This window comes from Janthinobacterium leeuwenhoeki (assembly GCF_051380795.1).
In the GTDB taxonomy this organism is placed as follows: Bacteria; Pseudomonadota; Gammaproteobacteria; order Burkholderiales; family Burkholderiaceae_D; genus Janthinobacterium.
The window spans coordinates 36,602-58,198 of record NZ_JBNYXT010000029.1 but is presented as its reverse complement, the minus strand read 5'-3'; the positions used below and the strand labels follow the sequence as shown (position 1 = coordinate 58,198).

Annotated in this window: 20 protein-coding genes; 9 read left to right on the top strand and 11 right to left on the bottom strand. The window is 61.1% G+C overall.

Going from position 1 to position 21,597, the window contains the following annotated elements:
- Positions 1-145: 145 nt before the first annotated feature.
- Entirely contained in the window at positions 146-2,839 is a 2,694-nt protein-coding gene (mutS, locus tag ACQ4WS_RS19695) for a DNA mismatch repair protein MutS (protein WP_436478752.1), read from the top strand.
- Positions 2,836-3,873, top strand: a complete 1,038-nt coding sequence (locus tag ACQ4WS_RS19690) for a hypothetical protein (protein WP_436478751.1) — start codon at positions 2,836-2,838, stop codon at positions 3,871-3,873. Before mutS ends, ACQ4WS_RS19690 begins: the two co-directional genes overlap by 4 nt.
- Before the next feature lie 184 nt (positions 3,874-4,057).
- Here ACQ4WS_RS19690 and ACQ4WS_RS19685 read toward each other — a convergent pair whose 3' ends face one another.
- The gene (locus ACQ4WS_RS19685) at positions 4,058-4,603 is read right to left on the bottom strand and encodes an FKBP-type peptidyl-prolyl cis-trans isomerase (protein WP_133989882.1); all 546 of its coding nucleotides are present in this window, start codon (positions 4,601-4,603) and stop codon (positions 4,058-4,060) included.
- 93 nt (positions 4,604-4,696) lie between these two features.
- Here ACQ4WS_RS19685 and ACQ4WS_RS19680 point away from each other — a divergent pair, with 93 nt between their 5' ends.
- Together ACQ4WS_RS19680 and ACQ4WS_RS19675 are read left to right on the top strand one after the other, a co-directional pair.
- Positions 4,697-5,818, top strand: a complete 1,122-nt coding sequence (locus ACQ4WS_RS19680; RefSeq protein ID WP_219114829.1) for a cupin domain-containing protein — start codon at positions 4,697-4,699, stop codon at positions 5,816-5,818.
- Positions 5,819-6,172: 354 nt separating this feature from the next.
- Positions 6,173-6,427, top strand: a complete 255-nt coding sequence (locus ACQ4WS_RS19675; protein ID WP_043462404.1) for a flagellar basal body L-ring protein FlgH — start codon at positions 6,173-6,175, stop codon at positions 6,425-6,427.
- Positions 6,428-6,600: 173 nt separating this feature from the next.
- Here ACQ4WS_RS19675 and bamC read toward each other — a convergent pair whose 3' ends face one another.
- The 8 genes from bamC to ACQ4WS_RS19635 form a co-directional block, all read right to left on the bottom strand.
- A complete protein-coding gene (bamC, locus tag ACQ4WS_RS19670) occupies positions 6,601-7,794 on the bottom strand; it encodes an NlpB/DapX family lipoprotein (RefSeq protein ID WP_436478750.1) in 1,194 nt (397 codons plus the stop codon).
- Between the two features lie 80 nt (positions 7,795-7,874).
- Positions 7,875-8,753 carry a 4-hydroxy-tetrahydrodipicolinate synthase gene (dapA, locus tag ACQ4WS_RS19665; RefSeq protein WP_436478749.1) on the bottom strand — a complete coding sequence of 293 codons (879 nt, stop codon included), beginning with the start codon at positions 8,751-8,753 and terminating at the stop codon, positions 7,875-7,877.
- 84 nt (positions 8,754-8,837) lie between these two features.
- On the bottom strand, positions 8,838-9,410 hold the full coding sequence (locus tag ACQ4WS_RS19660) for a class I SAM-dependent methyltransferase (RefSeq protein ID WP_436478748.1): 573 nt from the start codon (positions 9,408-9,410) through the stop codon (positions 8,838-8,840).
- Between the two features lie 42 nt (positions 9,411-9,452).
- On the bottom strand, positions 9,453-10,130 hold the full coding sequence (locus ACQ4WS_RS19655; protein WP_436478747.1) for a site-2 protease family protein: 678 nt from the start codon (positions 10,128-10,130) through the stop codon (positions 9,453-9,455).
- Between the two features lie 79 nt (positions 10,131-10,209).
- A complete protein-coding gene (locus tag ACQ4WS_RS19650; protein ID WP_436478746.1) occupies positions 10,210-10,833 on the bottom strand; it encodes an L-threonylcarbamoyladenylate synthase in 624 nt (207 codons plus the stop codon).
- A gap of 38 nt (positions 10,834-10,871) precedes the next feature.
- Positions 10,872-11,756, bottom strand: coding sequence for a protease HtpX (htpX, locus tag ACQ4WS_RS19645; RefSeq protein ID WP_436478745.1), 885 nt, complete (start codon positions 11,754-11,756; stop codon positions 10,872-10,874).
- 200 nt (positions 11,757-11,956) lie between these two features.
- The gene (locus tag ACQ4WS_RS19640; RefSeq protein WP_436478744.1) at positions 11,957-12,790 is read right to left on the bottom strand and encodes a 3',5'-nucleoside bisphosphate phosphatase; all 834 of its coding nucleotides are present in this window, start codon (positions 12,788-12,790) and stop codon (positions 11,957-11,959) included.
- Between the two features lie 90 nt (positions 12,791-12,880).
- Complete coding sequence (locus ACQ4WS_RS19635) at positions 12,881-13,756, bottom strand: alpha/beta fold hydrolase (RefSeq protein WP_436478743.1); 876 nt, start codon at positions 13,754-13,756, stop codon at positions 12,881-12,883.
- A 218-nt stretch (positions 13,757-13,974) separates the two neighbouring features.
- Here ACQ4WS_RS19635 and ACQ4WS_RS19630 point away from each other — a divergent pair, with 218 nt between their 5' ends.
- The 5 genes from ACQ4WS_RS19630 to ACQ4WS_RS19610 all read left to right on the top strand — a co-directional run bounded on the left by ACQ4WS_RS19630 (position 13,975) and on the right by ACQ4WS_RS19610 (position 19,597).
- The gene (locus ACQ4WS_RS19630) at positions 13,975-14,499 is read left to right on the top strand and encodes a gamma carbonic anhydrase family protein (RefSeq protein ID WP_436478742.1); all 525 of its coding nucleotides are present in this window, start codon (positions 13,975-13,977) and stop codon (positions 14,497-14,499) included.
- Between the two features lie 4 nt (positions 14,500-14,503).
- Positions 14,504-15,484: an Hsp33 family molecular chaperone HslO gene (gene hslO / locus ACQ4WS_RS19625; protein ID WP_436478741.1), complete on the top strand. Its 981-nt coding sequence runs from the start codon at positions 14,504-14,506 to the stop codon at positions 15,482-15,484.
- Positions 15,485-15,633: 149 nt separating this feature from the next.
- Entirely contained in the window at positions 15,634-18,036 is a 2,403-nt protein-coding gene (locus ACQ4WS_RS19620; protein ID WP_436478740.1) for a TonB-dependent receptor, read from the top strand.
- Positions 18,036-19,166 (top strand): glycerophosphodiester phosphodiesterase, encoded by a 1,131-nt coding sequence (locus tag ACQ4WS_RS19615; RefSeq protein ID WP_436478739.1) that lies wholly within the window; start codon positions 18,036-18,038, stop codon positions 19,164-19,166. The genes ACQ4WS_RS19620 and ACQ4WS_RS19615 overlap by 1 nt, the downstream gene beginning before the upstream one ends.
- 152 nt (positions 19,167-19,318) lie before the next feature.
- Positions 19,319-19,597 (top strand): hypothetical protein, encoded by a 279-nt coding sequence (locus ACQ4WS_RS19610; RefSeq protein WP_436478738.1) that lies wholly within the window; start codon positions 19,319-19,321, stop codon positions 19,595-19,597.
- Positions 19,598-19,852: 255 nt separating this feature from the next.
- Here ACQ4WS_RS19610 and ftsB read toward each other — a convergent pair whose 3' ends face one another.
- Together ftsB and eno are read right to left on the bottom strand one after the other, a co-directional pair.
- The gene (ftsB, locus tag ACQ4WS_RS19605; protein ID WP_436478737.1) at positions 19,853-20,176 is read right to left on the bottom strand and encodes a cell division protein FtsB; all 324 of its coding nucleotides are present in this window, start codon (positions 20,174-20,176) and stop codon (positions 19,853-19,855) included.
- A gap of 61 nt (positions 20,177-20,237) precedes the next feature.
- The gene (gene eno / locus ACQ4WS_RS19600) at positions 20,238-21,521 is read right to left on the bottom strand and encodes a phosphopyruvate hydratase (protein ID WP_070260371.1); all 1,284 of its coding nucleotides are present in this window, start codon (positions 21,519-21,521) and stop codon (positions 20,238-20,240) included.
- Positions 21,522-21,597: the final 76 nt, after the last annotated feature.

Below are 21,597 nucleotides of genomic sequence, written 5' to 3'. Positions count from 1 at the left end.
ATACGCCGCCCCGCCTGCCGAAAGCGGTAAAATGACGGCCTTGGACTCAAGCATCGCCTAACAGCGCGGCCTTGAACGCACACAGCACCACCCACAGCCCGGCAGGCACGCATTTTCCTGCCGCCGGACCAACGACAAAGAACACATGACCACCGTCCCAAAAGAAATCAACGCCGCCGCGGCAAAGAAAAATTCGGCTGAAAAGCTTACTCCCATGATGCAGCAATATTTAGGCATCAAGGAGAACCATCCGACGATGTTGGTGTTTTACCGCATGGGCGATTTCTACGAGCTGTTTTTCGAGGATGCGGAAAAAGCCTCGCGCCTGCTGGGCATTACCCTGACGGCGCGCGGCGTGGCCAGTGGCAATCCCATCAAGATGTGCGGCGTGCCGTTTCACTCGCTCGATGGCTATCTGGCCAAGCTGGTCAAGCTGGGCGAGTCGGTGGCCATTTGCGAACAGATCGGCGATCCGGCCACCAGCAAGGGGCCGGTGGAACGCAAGGTCATGCGCGTGGTCACGCCTGGCACGCTGACGGATGCGGACTTGCTGCCAGAGAAGGCCGAGCGCCCGCTGCTGGCCATGTGCAGCATCACGCAGCGCAAGACGGTGACGACGGGCCTGGCCTGGCTGTCGCTGGCCAGCGGCGCCTTGAAACTGATGGAGTTTTCCGGCGACAGCGGCACCGTGGCGGCGCGATTGCAGCAGGAACTGGAACGCATCGTGCCTGCCGAAATCTTGAGCGGCGACAATGGCAATCTGTTTGACGACTATGCGGGCACGCACATCAACCGCGTGCCGGACTGGCATTTCGACGTGGTGGGCGGCCACAAGGCCCTGCTCGACCAGCTGGGCGTGGCGACCCTGACCGGTTTTGGCGCAGACGGCCTCGGCGCCGCGTTCGGCGCGGCCGGCGCGCTGCTGCGCTATGCGCAGTCGACGCAGGGTCGCGGCTTGCAGCACGTGCGCTCTTTGACGACAGAAACGGAAAGCGAATTCATCGGCCTGGACGCGGCTACGCGCCGCAACCTGGAATTGACGGAAACCATCCGCGGCCAGGAGTCGCCTACGCTGTTCTCTTTGCTGGATCATTGCCGCACGGCCATGGGTTCGCGCATGCTGCGCCACTGGCTGCACCATGCGCGGCGCGACCAGAACGTGGCGCGCGCGCGCCATGAAGCGATTGCCGCGCTGGCGCAAAGCGAAGCGGCGGGGCCCTTGGCCGCCACGCTTGCGCAAGTGCCCGATATCGAACGCATCACCACGCGCATCGCGTTGCTGTCGGCGCGTCCGCGCGACCTGGCCGCCCTGCGCGACGGCTTGCTGCAACTGCCGGCCCTGCGCGGCGATGTCGTGCGTTGTTATGGACCTGGCCAGGGCGGCGAAAGCGGTTTGCTGGCCGCCATCCACGCGGCGCTGGCGACGCCGACGGCCTGCCTGGACTTGCTGGTGCGCGCCGTGGCGCAGGAGCCGGCCGCCATGGTGCGCGACGGCGGCGTGTTTGCCACCGGCTTCGACGCCGAACTGGACGAATTGCGCGCGCTGTCGGAAAACGCGGGCCAGTTCCTGCTCGACCTGGAAACGCGCGAACGGGCGCGCACGGGCATCGCCAATCTGCGCGTCGAATACAACAAGGTGCACGGCTTCTATATTGAAGTTACGCACGGCCAGACGGACAAGGTGCCGGACGACTACCGCCGCCGCCAGACCCTGAAAAACGCCGAGCGCTACATCACGCCCGAACTCAAGGTATTCGAAGACAAGGCCCTGTCGGCGCAAGACAAGGCCCTGGTGCGCGAAAAGCTGCTGTACGACCTGCTGCTGGCCGAGCTGGCGCCGCACATTGGGACTTTGCAGACCATCTCGCAGGGCCTGGCCCAGCTCGACACCCTGAACGCGCTGACGGAACATGCGCAGCAGCACAACTGGGCCGCGCCGCAGCTGGTCGACGAGCCGTGCATCAACATCGTCGAAGGCCGCCACCCGGTGGTGGAAAAGCAGATCGAACGCTTCATCGCCAACGATTGCCGCTTCGTCAACGAACGCCGCTTGCTGCTGATTACCGGCCCGAACATGGGCGGTAAATCGACCTTCATGCGCCAGGTGGCCCTGATCACCCTGCTGGCCTACGTGGGCAGCTACGTTCCGGCAGCCTCCGCCACCATCGGCCCCATCGACCGCATCTTCACGCGCATCGGCGCCACCGACGACCTGGCGGGCGGGCGCTCGACCTTCATGGTGGAAATGACGGAATCGGCAGCGATCCTCAACGGCGCCACCGAGCACTCGCTGGTGCTGATGGATGAAGTGGGCCGCGGCACCTCGACCTTCGACGGCCTGGCCCTGGCGTGGGCCATCGCGCGCCATCTGATCGACAGCAGCCGCAGTTTCACCCTGTTTGCCACGCATTACTTTGAGCTGACGCAATTGCCGGACAGCCACCCTAGCGCCGCCAACGTGCATCTGTCCGCCGTCGAGCACAAGGACAGCATCGTCTTCCTGCACGCCGTGCAGGCCGGTCCCGCTTCGCAAAGTTACGGCTTGCAGGTGGCGCAACTGGCCGGCGTGCCGCAGCCCGTGATCAAGGCCGCGCGCAAGCACCTGGCGCGCCTGGAAGCGCAGGCGCTCGACGCCACGCCGCAGCGCGACCTGTTCGCGCTGCCCTCCGCCGATCCGTATGCGCAGGAGGAAGAAGAGGAAGCGGCAGCGCCGCTGGCCGCACTGAACGCGGCGCAGCAAGCCTTGCTCGACGCCATCGCCGACCTCGATCCCGACGCGCTCACACCGCGCGATGCGCTGGAACAGTTGTATCAGTTGAAACGGCTGGCCGCCGCATGACCCTCCGGCGCAGCGCCCTACGCTTGCTGGCCGCCGGCCTGCTGGCCGCCAGCCTGCCATGGCAAGCGGCGCTGGCCGCCCCGGGCGAGCAGGCCGGCTTCGAGTTTGCCGTGCTGGGCCATTCCTTCAACGCGGGGCCTGACGATGGCCCCCTGAAAAAAGCCATCGCCGACACCAGCGCCTTCAATGCCTCCTTCGTGGTGGCCACCGGCATCAAGGCCGCCAGCGAATCGTGCAGCGACAAGCTGTACAGCCAGCGCAAGGACGTGCTGGACGCCAGCGGCCCGCCCCTGATCGTCTCGCTGTCGGCCAGCGACTGGGCCAACTGCCGCAATTCGCGCGGCAGGGTCAACGCCATCGAGCGCCTGAACCGCTTGCGCGACGTGTATTTTGCCGACGACCAGAGCCTGGGCCAGCGCAAGCTGACCCTGTCGCGGCTGTCATCGACGGCAAAATTCCGCAGCTATGCGGAGAATGCCCACTGGGAATACGGTGGCGTGCTGTTTGCTACCGTCAACCTGCCCGCGAATAACAACCATTTCCTGCCGGAAGCGGGACGCAACAGCGAATTCGAAGACCGCCTGGTCGCCAATCGCTCCTGGCTGCAGCGTCTGTTCGCCATGGCGCAGCGCAAGAAACTCGACGGTATCGTGCTGTTTTCCGATGGCGACGTGGGCGTGCTCGATGAAGACGACAATTCGCTGCTACCCAGCTTCAGTTCGAAACAGGACGGCTTTGCCGGACCGCGCAAGCAGATCCGCACCCTGGCGAAAAAATTCAGCGGCAAGGTGTTATTGGTCGATACGCAGCGCGCTGGCGATGCGGATGGCAAGGAGGGGAAAAGTAAAAAAGCCGCAACCAGGGCAGGCGGGCCAAAAATCAGCTGGAAAGGCAACCTGGGCCACGTCAGCATCGACAACGACTGGTCCGCCATCGCCGTACGGCCAGGCAAGACACCGTTCTTTGAGGTGCGTCAACGTGCCGTCAGGCCATCGGCGCAAGCAAGAGCCAAGGCGTCGACTGTGCGCCGATAAACGTGCGCCGCAATAGATAAAGGCCGACGCAAAGTCAGCCTTTATCTATCCAACTACAGACGTCACGACGCCTGACAAAACCGTAGCGAGCGGCAGTGATTTGTGGCCGAGAAGCGCAACCGTACTCTAGTACGGTGAGCATCGCCGGCCGCAAAGCGCGCCGCGCAGTAGGTTTGGTCAGGTGTTAGTGGATAGGGTGGGTGCGGAAGTGATCGCCTTCGTCGCCTTCATCTTCATCATCGCCATGGTCATGGCCGTGTGCGCCATGCACGTGGCCATGGGCGATTTCTTCGTCGGTGGCTTCGCGTACGTCAGCGACGGTCAGCGAGAAGCGCAGCGCGATGCCAGCCAGTGGATGATTACCGTCCAGCACGACCTTGTCGTCGGCGATATCGGTGACCGTGAAGATCATCGCTTCTTCGTCCGGCGAATCGCTTTCCGGCATGCCTTCGAACTGCATGCCCACTTCCAGCGGCTCAGGCAGGCGATTGCGCGGCTCGACCTTCACCAGGGCTGGATCGTATTCACCGAAAGCATCATCCGGTTCGATCTGGATCGTGTTGGAGTAGCCAACTTCCTTGCCGTCGAGTTCTTCTTCGATCTTCGGCAGGGTGTTTTCATAATCACCGTGCAGGTAGACCATCGGCTGACGGCCGTCTTCGATCAGATTGTCTTGCGCGTCTGACAGTTTGTAGTTGACAGTCACGACCGTATTTTTGGCAATCTTCATTATGCTTCCTTTCATTGTATAAGCTGGCAAATTATACCTTCACGCCGCCAACGGCAGGCGCATTCCTGCATTTCCGGTTGTTATAATGGGCGCATGAAAAAATTAACTCTCCTCGGCGATATCACGCCGGCGCAATTCCTGCGCGATTACTGGCATAAAAAACCCTTGTTGATCCGTCAAGCCGTACCGGGCTTCAAGGCGCTGTTCGATTTCAAGGCCCTGGCCGAGCTAGCCACCCTCGACCACGTCGAATCGCGCCTGGTCAGCCATGCCGATGGCCACTGGAACATGCAGCAAGGTCCGCTGACCAGCCTGCCCTCGCTGAAACAGAAGGAATGGACCCTGCTGGTGCAGGGCGCCAACCTGCACAGCGCCAAGGCCGATGCCCTGCTGCGCCAGTTCCGCTTCCTGCCGGACGCGCGCCTGGACGACCTGATGGTCAGCTTCGCCACCGATGGCGGCGGCGTTGGCCCGCATTTCGATTCCTACGACGTGTTCCTGCTGCAAGGCCAGGGCAAGCGCCACTGGCGCATCGGCGCGCAGAAGGACCTGAGCCTGATCGACGGCTTGCCGCTGAAAATCCTCAGCAACTTCACGCCCGACGAAGAATTCACCCTGGAACCGGGCGACATGCTGTATCTGCCGCCCCACTACGCGCACGACGGCGTGGCCATCGGCGATTGCCAGACGTATTCGATCGGTTTCCGCTCGCCAACGTTCCAGGAACTGGGCGAAGCTTTCCTGCAATTCATGGCCGACTCGATCGACTTGCCAGGCATCTACAGCGATCCCGACTTGAAAGCGTCGGGCAAGCCGGCGGAAATCCCCCGTGAAATGCTCAGCACCATCACGGAAGAAATGAACAAGGTGCGCTTCACGGAAGAAGACGTGACCATCTTCCTGGGCGAACACCTGTCGGAACCGAAGCACAATGTGTTTTTCACGCCGCTGTCCAAGCCGCTGACGGTGGGCCGCTTCGCGGACGCCGCACAGAAAAAGGGCGTCGTGTTGTCGCGCAAGACCCTGATGCTGTATCGTGGCAAGAATGTCTTCATCAATGGCGAATCGTTTGCCATTGGCAAGGCCGATAAAACGGCCCTGGAAACCCTGGCCAACGAACGCGCCCTCGATGGCGCGGCCGTGGCTCAGGCTTCCGATGACGTGATGGATGCCTTGTATACCTGGTATCAGGATGGCTGGATCGAACTGGCTTGAATGGGTGCAGCGTAGCAAAAATGGTATGCCAGCAGGGGGAATATCTGCATCTGCGCTAGCGCAATAAACCATATTATTTTTATATCGTTTTGTCGCGCTTTCGCAAATCGCTTACACTTGCTTGCAATTTGCTTCGGCAAATATTGCGATATCACAAAATAGTTGCGAATTTGCCTCTTGCTCCTATTGCGACGCACCAAAAATCGCTATAATATTTGGTTAGGAAGTTTCCGTTGTCTGGCAGGCACCACCTGGTACGAAAAGCCTTCGAAGACGACCTAACGAGCGATAATTACCGGTAATTATTCATCGCAACAATATTGATTTATTTTTTGAAATAATTAAGGAAAACAAATGAAAAAATCCCTGCTGATCGCCTCCCTGATGGTTGTTGCTCTGGCTGCTTGCAGCAAAAAAGAAGAAGCTCCTGCACCAGCACCAGTAGTTGAAACCCCAGCACCAGCACCAGTAGTTGAAGCTGCTCCAGCTGCTGCTGCTGACGCTGCTGCTTCGGCCGCTACCGACGCTGCTGCTGCTGCTTCGGCTGCCGCTTCGGCCGCTACCGACGCTGCTTCGGCTGCTTCGGCTGCTGCATCGGCTGCTAAGTAATTTAGCACCCTGCACTAAAGAAAGCCGGCCCTCGGGCCGGCTTTTTTGCGTCCGGCGTTTTATCCGCAGGATAAAGCGCCGGACGCAAACACATTAAAAAAGGCTGGTCCGGTTTCCCGGGCCAGCCTTTCTTATTGCGCGGCAGATTCTGATGCCTGCCGCGAATGTATCACTTACTTCAGCTGCTCGTTCAGCAAACCCAGGATCTTCTCGGCCACTGGCGAGACATCGGGCTGGCCTTCGTTGCTGAGGATGCTGACCAGGCTGCTCGAGCCATTGCCGGCCTTGACCAGGACGCGGTAGCGCTGCGCTCCCTTGTCCTTGTCGGACGACGAGCCCCAGCTAAACAGTTTCGAGAAGAAACCATCTTTCTTGACCGCATCCGGATCGACGTAACGCACAAAATACGTGCCTTGCGTACGGTCGCGGTCTTCCACGGTGAAGCCCACGCGGTCCAGCGCCAGGCCGACACGGCGCCAGGCGCGATCGAAGCCTTCATCGACTTCGATTGCGCGCGCCGGCGTGGCGGCGTCACCGACCAGCTTGGCGTGCAGCGGCTGCACGATGGCGGCATCGACGGCTGTCTTCGCCTGCGCTTCGTCGCCGGCCGCGCCCAGGCGCGTCATCAGCTTGGCCAGGAATTGCGCTTCCAGACCAGGATCGTTGGGACGCGCGGTCCAGGTGGTGCTTTCCTTGTCGCGGCCAGTAACAACCTCTTCCACGCCACGGTGGCTGATGTAGATCTCGGTCGAGCCATCGGCCAGGCGCTCCACGCGGGTGCGGAACTTGTCTTTTTCACCGGTCGAGTACATCGAATCGAAAGCCTTGCCGATGGTGTTGCGGATAAAGTCTTGCGGCAACTTGGCGCGGTTTTCATTCCACTCGGTTTCCATGATGCCAGCCGTGGGCTGGTCGATGGCGATGGTAAAGCCCGAATCTTCCCAGAACTGCTTGAGCTGCGGCCACAGCACTTCAGGCGACAGCTTGACGACCAGCCAGCGCTGATTGCCCGCGCGCTCGACCTTCACGCCGCCTGCCGTGACAGGCACGACGCCCACCACGCCGTCGGCGCCCACGACGACGGGCGTGCCGGCCGTGGCGTTGCGCTGCGCGTTGTAGCCGGAAGCCGTGGCCACGCCGTTTTTCGAATCCGGCAGGGAATAACGGTTATCCTGCTGCAATTGCGTCAGGTCAGGCGGCACGTCCAGAGTGCCGGCTTTCTTGACCGACTTGTAGTCGACCTTGTCGCCGCCGACTACCGAACTGATCATGCCGCAGCCCGCGAGGCTGGCTGCGACGGCGCCGATGACGATGCCGCGGACGGCGATGGTGGCAGGCGCCAATTTGGTTTTCTTGCAATTAGTCATGTCGTAACTGGATAAGAAGCTAAGTAGCAGCTGGAATCAGGGAAGGTCCGGACTGGTCAAGTCCGGGCTTGAAGTTCGGCTTAAGACAGGATGCCAGCGTCGCGCAAGGCATCGCGCACGGTGGCATGGCAATTCTCAGCCAGCGGCACCAGTGGCAAGCGTATGCCGGCTGGCATCAGGCCCATTTCGGCCAGCGCCCATTTGACGGGCACTGGGTTGGGCTCGACAAACAATTTCTGGTGCAGAGGAAAAACTTTGTTATTGATGGCAATCGCCGTGGCACGCTCGCCCGCCATGGCCGCGACGCACAGTTCGTGCATGGCGCGCGGCGCCACGTTGGCCGTCACGGAAATGTTGCCGTGGCCGCCGCAGAACATCAGCGCCATGGCCGTCGGATCATCGCCAGAGTACACGGCAAAGTCCGCTGGAACCAAGCGCAGCAGGTCGATGCCGCGGCCGATATTGCCGGTCGCGTCTTTCACGCCAACGATATTCGGAATGGCGGACAGGCGCACGATGGTCTCGTTGCTCATGTCGGCAACCGTGCGGCCAGGCACGTTGTACAGGATGACGGGGATATCGACGGCTTCGGCGATGGCCTTGAAGTGCTGGTACATGCCTTCCTGGGTAGGACGATTGTAGTACGGCACTACTTGCAAGACAGCATCGGCGCCCGCTTCTTTCGCGTAGCGCGTCAGTTTGATGGCCTCGGCCGTGGAGTTGCCTCCGGCGCCGGCGATGATAGGAATGCGTCCCTTGGCATGTTCGACGGTCAACTTGATCAGTTCGCAGTGCTCTTCCACGCTGACTGTTGCCGATTCGCCCGTCGTGCCAACGATGACGATGCCGTCCGTACCCTCGGCGATATGCCAGTCGATCAGCTTGCGCAGACCTGGAAAATCCAGACTGCCGTCTGCGTGCATCGGGGTGACGATTGCTACAATGCTGCCCTTGATCATAGTAAGTTTATAGCGCCGATAAATAAAACAACGATTGTAGCGGATAGCCCGCGCCTGTGGTGCATTCTGACATAGTATGGCCGCTCAAAACGTCGGCAGCAGGGCTGCCAACCGTGGAAAATCCGGCCTGACGGCACAAATTCGTTGCACCAGAGCAGCTTTTGGCTGTTCCACGCGCCCGTCCTCATACGCTACCACACGCAAGCCGTGCTGCACCGCCCAGCTCAGCATTTCGCCTTCCTTCAGCAGGAATTTCGGATTCGACGGCTTGCCGAACTGCTCGTTACCCTCGGCAAACGTTTCATACAGCAGCACGCCATCGGGCGCCAGGCTGGCCACCATCGCTTCGAGCAAAGGCCGGTGCAGATAATTGGTGACGACGATGCCGGCAAAGCGGCCGGGAGCGAAGGGCCACACGGCGCCCGGCGCTTCCAGATCCACCAGCGAGGTGGTGATGCCCGTGCCGGCCGCCTTTTCCAGCATTTCCGGATCATGGTCGAGTGCGATCACGGGGTGGCCCAGGCTGACCAGGTGGCGCGCGTGGCGGCCTGCGCCGCAGGCCAGGTCCAGCACTTCGCCGCCCGGGATCAGGGGCGCCCAGCGGCGCAGCCAGCCGGAAATCGCTTCGGTTTCTATTCTTGGTTCAGTGACTTGCATCGGTACTTCCATCAATTATTTGCGTCCATCCAGTTGCGGACATCAAGCCAATAGCGCCGTCAGGGGCGTGACCAGGGTGACAAAAATGCCGATGACAAATTCAATCGCCGCCAGCAAGGCGCGGTTCAAGATGCCCGTGTACATCAGCAGCACCAGAGCACCGAAGACATACAGGCTGTAGCGCTCGATGCTGGCGTAAGGACGCGCCAGCTGCATCGGCAGCAAGCCCGTCATGATGCGTCCGCCATCGAGGGGTGGCAGGGGAATCAGGTTAAAGACGAACATGGCCGCATTCACGCTGACACCGGCGCCTGCCATCTTGCGGAAAAACATGCCCATTTCCGTCGGTGGCAACACGCTGAGCACGACAAAGGCGATCATCCAGCCCAGGCCCATGACGAAATTGGCGCCAGGCCCGGCAAACGCCACCCAGGCCATCTGCTTCTTCGGATTGCGCAGGCGGCTGAAGTCGACGGGCACCGGCTTGGCATAGCCAAACGGCACCTGGATCGTGAAATACAGTATCAAAGGCAGCAATATCGTGCCGAAAGGATCGATATGCCGGATGGGATTAAGGCTCAGCCGGCCCTCGTTCGAGGCCGTGGGGTCGCCGAAATAACGGGCGGCGTAGCCGTGCGCCGCTTCATGCAGGGAAATGGCAAACAGCACCGGCACCAGGTACACCGCAACGGTCTGGACTATCGTATTGAAATCGCTCATGACCGCGATTCTACCAGAGGCACCCTGGGGCCTTTCTTATGCTGTCATTAAGAACAGGTGAAGATCGGCGCCAGAACGCCTACAAGCCCAGCACGGCCGGGTCGCCGCGTCCCACGCGCACCACTTCCGGCTCCGGCCCCGTCAGGTCGATCACGGTGCTGGGACCATGCGCACAGACGCCGCCATCGACGATCAGGTCGACCAGTTTTTCCAGGCGCTCGCGGATGGTGTCGGCATCCGTCAGGCTGTCTTCGTCGCCGGGCAGGGTCAATGTCGCGCCCAGCAGCGGCTGACCCAGCTCTTCCAGCAGGCATTGCACGATGCGGTGCTGCGGCACGCGCAAGCCGATGGTCTTGCGCGAAGGATGGCTGAGGCGGCGCGGCACTTCCTTGGTCGCCTCCAGGATGAAGGTGTAGGCGCCCGGCGTGCCCGCCTTGAGCAGGCGGAACTGGCGGTTGTCGACCCTGGCGTACACGCCCAGCTCGCTCAAGTCGCGGCACAGCAAGGTTAAATGGTGCTTTTCATCCACGCCACGGATGCGGCGCAGGCGCTCGACGGCGCCCTTGTCGTCGAGCTGGCACACCAGCGCGTAGCAGGAATCGGTGGGCAAGGCCACCACGCCGCCGGACTGGATGATCTGCGCCGCCTGCTTGATCAGGCGCAATTGCGGATTGTCGGGGTGAATATGAAAAAATTGACTCATGTGTAAGCGTTCTGGCGAACCAGCTTGTTAAGTTAGCATTATTGTACGCCGCGCAGCGCGGCGATGCGTTGTTCGAGCGGCGGATGGGTGGCAAACAGCGCGCCCCAGCCGCCATTGCCGCCGCTGATGCCCAGCGCCTGCATCGATTGCGGCAACTCGCCCGGCGGCACGCCACCCAGGCGGGCCAGCGCATGCATCATCGGCGTCGGGCTGCCCAGGAGCTTGGCGGAACCGGCGTCGGCGCGGAATTCGCGCTGGCGCGAGAACCAGGCCACGATGATGGAAGCGAGCAAGCCGAAGATCACTTCGCACACCATCACGGTGACGAAATAGCCGATGCCCCGCCCGCCGCCTTCGCGGTTGTTATTTTTCAGCAGTACATTGTCGACAAAGAAACCAACAACGCGGGCCATGAAGACGACGAAGGTATTCACCACACCCTGGATCAGGGTGAGCGTCACCATGTCGCCATTCGCGACGTGGGCGATCTCGTGACCCAGCACAGCTTCGACTTCATCGCGGTTCATGCTTTGCAGCAAGCCGGTCGAGACGGCCACCAGCGCCGAATTCTTGAAGGCACCCGTGGCAAACGCATTCGCGTCGCCTTCATACACGGCCACTTCCGGCATGCCGATGCCGGCACGCTCGGACAGGGCGCGCACCGTATTGACCAGCCACAACTCGGTCGACGAGGTCGGGTTGTCGATGACGCGCGCGCCCGTGCTCCACTTAGCCATGGGTTTGCTGATCAACAGCGAAAAGATCGAGCCCGTGAAGCCCACCACCAGCGAAAACACCAGCAGGCTGCTCAGGTTCAATGTGCTGCCGCGCGCCGGATTGCCCACGCCCAGAAAGCTGAGGACGAGGGACAGCACCAGCATCACGGCCAGATTGGTGGCGATAAAAAGGACGATACGTTTCATGGGCGATGGCTCCAGAAAGAAAGTAATAGCTAAAAGATAAGCATGCAGTGACGAATTTCAAGCCCGCGCACATCCTGCACTTAATGCCTAAGAAAATCGTCGCGAGCGGATGTGAATTGTGGCCGAGAAGCGGAGCTGTGCTTTAGCACAGTGAGCATCGCAGGCCGCAAGTCGCGCCGCGCAGTAGATTTTCGACGGCATTAAAACCAGTCGTGCCAGATCGGGGTTACGTTGGCTGGTAAGGGCGGCAGCTTGGCAAAATCCACGCGCGACTCGCCCGGCGCATGGAAATCCGTGCCGCGCGAGGCGAGGAAGCCGTAAGCGTTGGCCAGCTGCGCGTATTGCGGATACTGGTCCGGACTGTGGCTGCCCGTGACGACTTCGATGGCCACGCCGCCGAGTTGCTTGAATTCATCGAACAGCACGCCTTGCGCCATGTCGCTGAAGCGGTAGCGGCCCGGATGGGCGATGACGGCCACGCCGCCCGCGCCGCGTATCCAGCCCACCGCTTCGGCCAGCGTCGCCCAGCGATGCTCGACGTAACCAGGCTTGCCTTCCGACAGGTATTTCTTGAATACGTCAGGGATATTCGCGCATTTCCCTGTTTCCACGATGTAACGGGCAAAGTGCGTGCGCGACATCAGGTCCGGGTTGCCGACAAATTTCAAGGCCCCTTCATAGGCGTCGGGGATACCAGCCAGGTCCAGCTGGCGGGCGATTTCGCGGCCGCGCGCGTCGCGCCCCGAGCGTGTCTGGTGCAAACCTTGCACGAGGCCCGGATGGTTTTCATCGACTTGCAAGCCCACGATGTGCACGGTCTGGCCGGCCCAGGTGATGGATATTTCCACACCGGCCACGAAACGCATGCCCAGGTCCAGCGCGGCCGCGCGCGCGGCGGCGACGCCGGACACTTCATCGTGGTCCGTCAGCGCCCATACGTCGACGCCAGCGCGGCGAGCGTACGCAGCCACGGCGGCAGGCGCGAGGACGCCGTCGGAAATATTCGAATGACAATGCAGGTCGACTTTAAGCATGTGAAAACAATACCCTGCACGGGCTCAGCATGGAAGAAGTTTTCATTGTACGCTGCTTGTCAAATAGCGCTGCAGCGTTCCCGACACACATCAGGCCAAAAATGCTTCCACCAGGCGCGCCAGCTCCGCCGGCTGGTCATGGTGCAGCATGTGGCCCGCGTCCAGCATCATCTCGCAGCGCACATCCTTGATGCAGGCCAAACGCCGGTCGATTTCAATCCTTGCCTCTTCCTTAGGTCCCATCCATTGCCACATATTCGTTTCAATCGCCTCCACCCACAGCACGGGCGCCGTGATGCGGCGCCAGCACGCCATCACTTCTTCCACCTGGTACAGGATGGGATTGACCCTCTTGTGCCGCGGGTCGCCCATGATGTCCCACTCGCCCGCCTCGTTCTGCGCCGACCAGTGTTCGGCCAAAAACGCCGCGCGGTCATCCGGCAGGCGCGGATTGGTCTTTTGCAGGCGCTCGGCCACGGCGCGCTGCGAAGGATAGCTGCGCATGACGGGCGGCTCGCGCAATTCGGCTAGCCACTTGGCGTAGCGGCCCGGCGCCTGCTCCGGCTTGGTCGCCATCATGCCGAAGCCTTCCAGGTTGATGAAACGGCTGATGCGCTCAGGCCGCACGCCCGCGTACAGGCCGGCCACGTTGGCGCCCATGCTGTGACCGAGCAAGTTGACGGGTGCGTCCGGCGAGTAATGCTGCAGCATGGCGTCCAGGTCGGCCAAGTAGTCGGGGAACCAGTAGGTGTCCGACTGCGTGTAGTCGCTGAGGCCAAAGCCGCGCCAGTCGGGCGCGATCACGTGCCAGTCGCCAGCTAACTCGTCGACGACGAACTGGAACGAGGCGGCCACGTCCATCCAGCCATGCACCATGAACAGGATGGGCGCCCCTGCACGGCCCCAGTGGCGCACATGCGTGCGGGCGCCGCGGATGTTGATGAATTCGGAACGGGAAAGTTTCATGGGTTTCATCGAATGCCTGCCTTGAAAGTGGCGCGGATGGCGCCACATGCTGTGTCTGTAGATAGTGCGGACATAAAAGTACGACCGTTCGATTATTATACCGGATTAGCGCCATGCGCCAGGACTTGTCCTGCAACAGCGTAAAATAGCGTACGCAGCACAGTAAAAATTCAGCGTCCGGCCCTGCCCGGCGCTTCCACCACCGCCACAGGCTAACGATGACACTCTACCAATTGGGCGCCGATGCGCCACAGATTGACGCTTCCGCTTTTGTTGCCGACACGGCCAACGTGATCGGCAAGGTGACCCTGGAAGCGAATACCTCCGTATGGTTCGGCGCCACGATTCGCGGCGACAACGAACGCATCACCGTGGGCGCCAACAGCAATGTGCAGGAAGGCGCCGTGCTGCACACGGACCCGGGCTACCCGCTGGACATCGGCCAGAACGTCACCATCGGCCACCAGGCAATGTTGCATGGCTGCACGATTGGCGATGGCGCCCTGATCGGCATCCAGGCCGTGATCCTGAATGGCGCGAAGATCGGCAAAAACTGCCTGGTCGGCGCGGGCGCCCTGGTCACGGAAGGCAAGGAATTTCCCGACAATATGCTGATCCTCGGCTCACCGGCAAAAGCCGTGCGGGCCCTGACGGCAGACGATATCACCAGGCTACAAGGCAACGCCGTGAACTATGTGCAACGCGGCCTGCTATTTAATACGCAACTCAAGAAGATTGGATAAAAGAATGACGACTGAAACCATCGGCGCAGCCAGCGCAGCCCTTAGCGGCCAGGATACCTTGCAAAAATTTATTTTCGACAACGCCGCCGTGCGCGGCCAGTTCATCGACGTCTCCGGCACCTGGCAGGAAGTTGTGTCGCGCCACGCCTACCCGACGGTCGTGAAAAAAGTGCTGGGCGAAATGGTGGCTGCCGCCGCCCTGCTGTCGGCCAACCTGAAATTCAACGGCTCCATCATCATGCAGATCCACGGTGACGGTCCCGTGCGCCTGATGGTGGTCGAGTGCGACTCCGACCTGCGCCTGCGCGCCACGGCCAAGCTGGACCCGGACGCCGCCCTCCCCGACGTGGCCACCGTGCCGCAATTGCTCAACGCCACGGGCAAGGGCCGCTTCATCATCACGCTGGACCCGGCCGACAAGGTGCCTGGCCAACAACCGTACCAGGGCATCGTGCCGCTGGACGGCGACGACATGGCGACCGTGATCGAAAACTACATGCTGCGCTCGGAACAGCTGGACACGCGTTTGTGGCTGGCCACGGACGACAGCGTCTCGCGCGGCCTGCTGCTGCAAAAGCTGCCCCACCATGGCGGCAAGGCAGAAGCGACGCCTGTGTCGGAAGAAGCTGCACTGGACACGTGGAACCGCGCCGTGATGCTGGCGTCGACCCTGAAAGAGGCGGAAATCCTGTCGACGGACATCGAGACCCTGATGCAGCGCTTGTTCTGGGAAGAAACGATCCGCGTCTTCGACCCGCTGCACCCGAGCTTCCATTGCAGCTGCACCCGCGAAAAAGTGGGCAATATGCTCAAGATGCTGGGCCAGGAAGAAGTCAACAGCACCCTCGACGAAGTGGGCCAGGTGGGCGTGAACTGCGATTTCTGCGGCCAACATTATGAATTCGATAAGGTTGATTGCGCGCAGCTGTTTATTACGGATGCGCCAGCCGAAGTCTTGATTCCCCCTGCAGCCAGCATTAACTAAGCATTGCCGTTTCGCCATATTCCCCGCGCCGCCGCTCAGGCGGCGCAATTGTTTCCACTGTCATCGTTCCGTCATCAGTTCGTCATCAGCCCGTCACGCGCCGCCGTTACGCTGCGCAGCTTGTCTTACTTTCCACTTTCCACAGGCTGATGATGACCACCCACTTGACGCTGGCCCTGCGCCGCCATTCCTTCCACGTTTTGCTGGGCGCTTGCGCCGCAGGCTTCTCCTTGCCGGCCCTGGCGCAAACGGCCGTCGCTGCCGCCGTGGCGTCCGCCGCCACCGAGATGGCCGCGCCCGTTGATGACAACGCACCGATGGCCAGCGTGGAGATTTCCTCGCGCAAGACGCGTTCTTCGGTTGCCCTGAGCAAGAATGAAATCCAGAAAATCCTGCCCGGCACGAATCCCCTGAAAGCCCTGCAAACCTTGCCCGGCGTCAGCTTCCAGACGGCTGATCCTTGGGGCAACAACGAGCAAAACCTGTCGCTGTTCGTGCATGGTTTCTCCGGCCAGCAACTCGGCTACACCATGGATGGCGTGCCGCTGGGCGACCAGCAGTATGGCAACTACAACGGCCTGTCGCCGCAGCGCGCCGTGATCAGCGAAAACGTGCGCAGCGTCGTGCTGTCCTCGGGCGCGGGCGACCTGGCCACGGCCTCGACCAGCAACCTGGGCGGCACTATCGAAACCTATTCCAGCGACCCGCTGGCCACGCAGGGCGCCAGCCTGCAGCAAACCGTGGGCAGCCACCGCACCTCGCGCACGTTTGCCCGCTACGACACGGGCGCCTTTGGCGACGGCAGCAGCGCTTACTTTTCCATCCTGCACCATGAAGCACGGGCCTGGGACTTCGATGCGCGCCAGGGCGGCGACCAGTTCAACGCCAAGTACGTCAACCGCAGCGAGGCGGGCAAGCTGACCCTGTTCTTCAATTACTCGGACAAGATCGAGCCGAACGAAGACAGCACCGTGCACCTGGCCGGGGAAACGAGCGCGCCCTACACGCGTCCCTTCCTGTATCCGGACTTCAAGGCGGCCCTGAATTACCTGTCGCCGACGGGCGCCACGCCTGCCGCCGATGGCAATAATTACCGCAATTACTACAGCGATGCGCAGCGCACCGATTACCTGGCCTACGCCAAGTTCGACGCCAACTTGTCCGAAGGCATGACCTGGGCTAACCAGGTGTATTACCACAAGGATGACGGCGCGGGCGTGGTGGCCGGCCCCATCGGCGTGGCCGGCTTGCCGGGCCTGTTCAGCGTGTACTATCCGAAACAGAACCTGAAACAGGTGTTCGGCAACTCGGGTTACGCCGTGCGCACCACGGAATACGACATCAAACGCGGTGGCCTGATCTCCACCCTGCGCAAGGAAATCGGCAATCACCAGCTGGAAGCGGGCCTGTGGCTGGAACAGAACCGCTCGTCCGCCTACCGCCGCTGGTATGCGCTGGACGTCAACAACCCCACCTCGCCGTATGACCGCCCCAGCAATCCCCTGATCACGCAGTACGGCAGCGAGATCGACAACAAGGTGGTGCAGCTGCACCTGCAGGATGAATGGCGCATCCGCCCCGATATCGCCCTGCAGGCCGGCTTCAAGTCCAGCCTGCAGTTTGCCGACGGCCAATTCCCCGTGCAGCCGGCCAAGGGCGCCATTTCCGGCGGTTCGACGGCCTTGCCGGTCGGCACCATCAACACGAAAAAATGGTTTTTGCCGCAAGTGGGCGCGCGCTGGGATTTCACGCCGCAAGACCAGCTGTATTTCAATATCCAGAAAAACATGCGCCAGTTCGTCACCTACGGCGGCGGCGGCGCCTCGCCATGGAGCTTGTCGAGCCAGGCCGCCTTCGACCTGTTCAAGCGCGATGCCAAGCCGGAAACGGCCCTCACGTATGAAGTGGGCGTGCGCGGCAGCCATGCGCTGAACTTGGGCGCCATCACGGCCATCGATGGTCAGGTCAATGTGTACCACGTCGATTTCAGCAACCGTTTGCTGCAGATCAGCCCGACCCCCGTGATTTCCTCCATCATTGGCGGCAACCCCGTGCTGGCCAACGTGGGCAGCGTGCGCACGGACGGTATCGATATCGCGGGCACCGTTCACTTTGGCAACAATTTCTCGTTCTACAATGCCCTGTCGTACAACCGTTCGCAGTACGCGGACAATTACAACAATGGCGCCGCGCTGGTGCTGACGGCCGGCAAGAACGTGCCAGGCTCGCCCGAGTGGTTGAACAAGTTTGTTGCTTCGGCAACCTTTGGCGATATCGAAGTGCAGCTGACGGGAGACTATGTGGGCAAGCGCTATGCGACGTACACCAACGATTTGTCCGTGCCCAGCTATTTCCTGATGGGCCTGGGCGTGTCGGGCAAGCTGCCGGCCATGGCCAGCTGGCTGAAAAACCCGCGCTGGCGTGTCAACGTCAGCAACCTGGCCAACCGCGAAGGTTCGCTGAACGTGGTGGTCGGTGCGGCAGACAAGACGTACAACACCTTCCCCATCGCCCCGCGCCAGGGCTTCTTGACCTTGACGGCGGATTTCTGATGCGCGAGCCTATCCTCCCGCGACGGCACTTTTCGCGCCGCAACTTCGTCCAGGCGGCCGTGGGCGGCCTGGCGCTGGCCGCCGCACCCGGCTTTGCGGCCGGCCTGCTGGCCACGCCCCCCGCCCGTCCCCTCGTGTTCGCTCACCGGGGCGCCAGCGCCCTGCGCCCCGAGCATACACTGGCGTCCTACGCCAAGGCCATCCTCGACGGCGCCGATTACGTCGAGCCGGATCTGGTCGCCACGCGCGACGGCATCCTCGTGGCGCGCCATGAAAGCAATCTGATCGACACCACCGACGTGGCGCGCCGTCCCGAGTTCGCCAGTCGGCGCGGCAAGAAGCTGGTCGATGGCGAGTGGCACGAAGGCTGGTTCGTCGACGACTTCACCCTGGTGGAACTGAAAACCCTGCGCGCCATCGAACGGTTGCCGAAAGTACGCACCGGCAACACCTTGTACGATGGACAATTTCAGATCCCCACCTGGGAAGAAATCATCGATTTTGTTGCAGCGCAATCGGCCGCCAGCGGACGCATCATCGGCCTCGTACCCGAGCTGAAAAGCTCGACGTACTTCCGCGATGCGGGCCTGGCGCTGGAAGACCGTTTCCTGTCGACCATGCTGGCGCACGAGTACACGCGCCGCGCGCCGATCGAAATCCAGTCCTTCGAAGTAGCGAATTTGAAATACCTGCGCGAGAAGCTGGGACGGCGCGCCAACGTGCGCCTGATGCAGCTAGTGGTCGGCGGCGATATCCGCCCCATGGACGTGGCCAAGGCGGGCGGCAAGCTGACGTTCGGGCAGATGACGACGCCGGCCGGCCTGCGCGACATCGCCGCCTATGCGGACGTGGTGGCGCCACCCACGCGAGGCGTCATCGCGCTGGGCGCCGACCAGCGCCTGGCCAAGCCCTCGTCCATCGTCGACGATGCGCACCAGGCAGGCTTGCTATTGCATACCTGGACCTTCCGTCCGGAAAACCGTTTCCTGGCAGCCGACTTCCGTGATGGCAATGGAGAGAATGCGCGCAACGAAGCCGGTTCCGTGGCGGAAATGCGCCGCTATATCGAGACGGGACTGGACGGGTTTTTCAGCGACGATCCCGGTCTGGGACGCATCGCCGCCGGATAAACATTTCGTAACACATTTATTTTCAGGGCGTGGCCAGCGACTACGCCCTTATTATTCGTTTCTTGAATTTCTGAAATTGGAATTTGAAATTGGACGCATATCGCAAACTCCATTATTGTGCAATGCAACAACAGACCATTCATGGAGGGCATATGTCCACTTTTACCAACACCTACAGCAACGACAACGACAACTACTTCAGCAACCTGGGCCGCGCCACGCGCGCCTTCCTGGGCGCCCTGCTCGCTTCCAAGCCGTACAGCGAACTGGCACAGAAGGAAGTCATCGCCAGCAGCGTCACCGATGAAGAGCAGCGCTATGTGCGCCCAAGCAAGCGCGATATCGCCCTGCTGAACTCGGAAGCGGCCCGTTATGAAAACCTGATGCCGAATCTGGCCTCGGAATTGCGCTTCTTGGCGTCGCGCGGATAACTAAATACTGAAAGGATTTTTATATGATATTTCTCGAAACCGTACTCGTGAGCGTGGCCGTCGTGGTCACCAGCATCCATTTTTACCTGATCTCGACCGGCAAAGCCCGTTTCTGATCAGCAAGCAGCAAGGCAATAGCACCACGCCGCGCCATGCGGCCAGTCGCGTGTAGCAGTACAGAGTAGCAATACAAGGTAGCAGTGATATGTCAGCCTGGCAATCGGTCCAGGCTGGCAAGTGGGATGTAGTAAATACTCAGTGCGGCGCAGCAGCGTCCACCGGCGTTTCCAGCAGTGGCGGGGTCTGGCCCTTGCGCACGATCTGCACGAAAATCTCATTCTGTTTGACCATGCCCAGCTCATAGCGGGCACGCTCTTCGACGGCGCCCGTACCATCCTTCAGGTCGCGCACTTCGGATTCGAGCTTGGCGTTGCGCGCCTTTAATTCCACGTTTTTTTTGTTGGCCGCCGCCACTTGGGCTTCCATGTCGGCAACACGCAGCCAGCCGCCTTTGCCCAGCCAGAGGGGAAATTGAATCAGCAGCAGCAGGGCTGCCAGGGCGAGCGTAATCAGGCGCATGGGGCATTCAGTTAAAAAACCGGCCGGATATCTCCGGCCGGCCAGTGGGTTTTACATCAGCTTACTTCAGATTATAGAACGCATCGCGGCCAGGGTAGCTGGCGATGTCGCCCAGGTCTTCTTCGATACGCAGCAGTTGGTTGTACTTGGCCATGCGGTCCGAACGCGACATCGAGCCGGTCTTGATCTGCAGGGCGTTCGTGGCAACGGCGATATCGGCGATGGTCGAGTCTTCCGTTTCACCCGAGCGGTGCGAAATGACGGCCGTGTAACCGGCGCGCTTGGCCATTTCGATGGCGGCGAAGGTTTCCGTCAGGGTGCCGATCTGGTTGATCTTGATCAGGATCGAGTTGGCGATGCCTTTCGAGATGCCTTCTTTCAGGATCTTGGTGTTGGTGACATACAGGTCGTCGCCGACCAGTTGCACTTTCTTGCCCAGTTCCTTTGTGAGGATCGCCCAGCCGTCCCAGTCGCCTTCATGCATCGCGTCTTCGATCGAGATGATCGGGTACTTGTCGCACCAGGTCGCCAGCAGGTTGGTGAACTCGGTGGCCGTCAGGCTCAGGCCTTCGCCTTCCATTTCGTACTTGCCGTTCTTGTAGAACTCGGACGCGGCGCAATCGAGGCCGATGGCGATCTGCGTACCTGGCTCGTAGCCCGCTTCTTCGATGGCCTGGATGATCAGCTTGATGGCTTCTTCATGGTTGGCCAAGGATGGCGCGAAACCGCCTTCGTCGCCCACGTTGGTGTTCAGACCCTTCTTGTGCAGGATCTTTTTCAGCGTGTGGAATACTTCCGCGCCGTAGCGGACGGCTTCCTTGAACGACGGGGCGCCCACGGGAATGATCATGAATTCCTGGATGTCCAGGTTGTTGTCGGCGTGCGCGCCGCCGTTGATGACGTTCATCATCGGCACTGGCATCTGCATGGCGCCCGAACCGCCGAAATAGCGGTACAGCGGCAAGCCGGCTTCTTCAGCGGCAGCCTTGGCCACGGCCATGGAGACGGCCAGAATGGCGTTGGCGCCCAGACGCGATTTGTTTTCCGTGCCGTCCAGGTCGATCAGGGTACGGTCCAGGAAAGCCTGTTCATTGGCGTCCAGACCCATGATGGCTTCGGAGATTTCGGTATTGATGTTTTCGCATGCTTGCAGCACGCCCTTGCCGAAGTAGCGCTTGGCATCGCCATCGCGCAATTCCACGGCTTCGCGCGAACCGGTCGAGGCACCCGACGGCACGGCCGCACGGCCCATCACGCCCGATTCCAGCAACACATCGCATTCGACGGTCGGGTTACCGCGCGAGTCCAGGATTTCGCGACCGATAATATCAACAATAGCACTCATGTCATTCTCCAAAGTTAAGCGTAACAGGGGCTGCACACTGCGTTCTGATGCGCAATTGCACAAAGTGGGCAAAGAA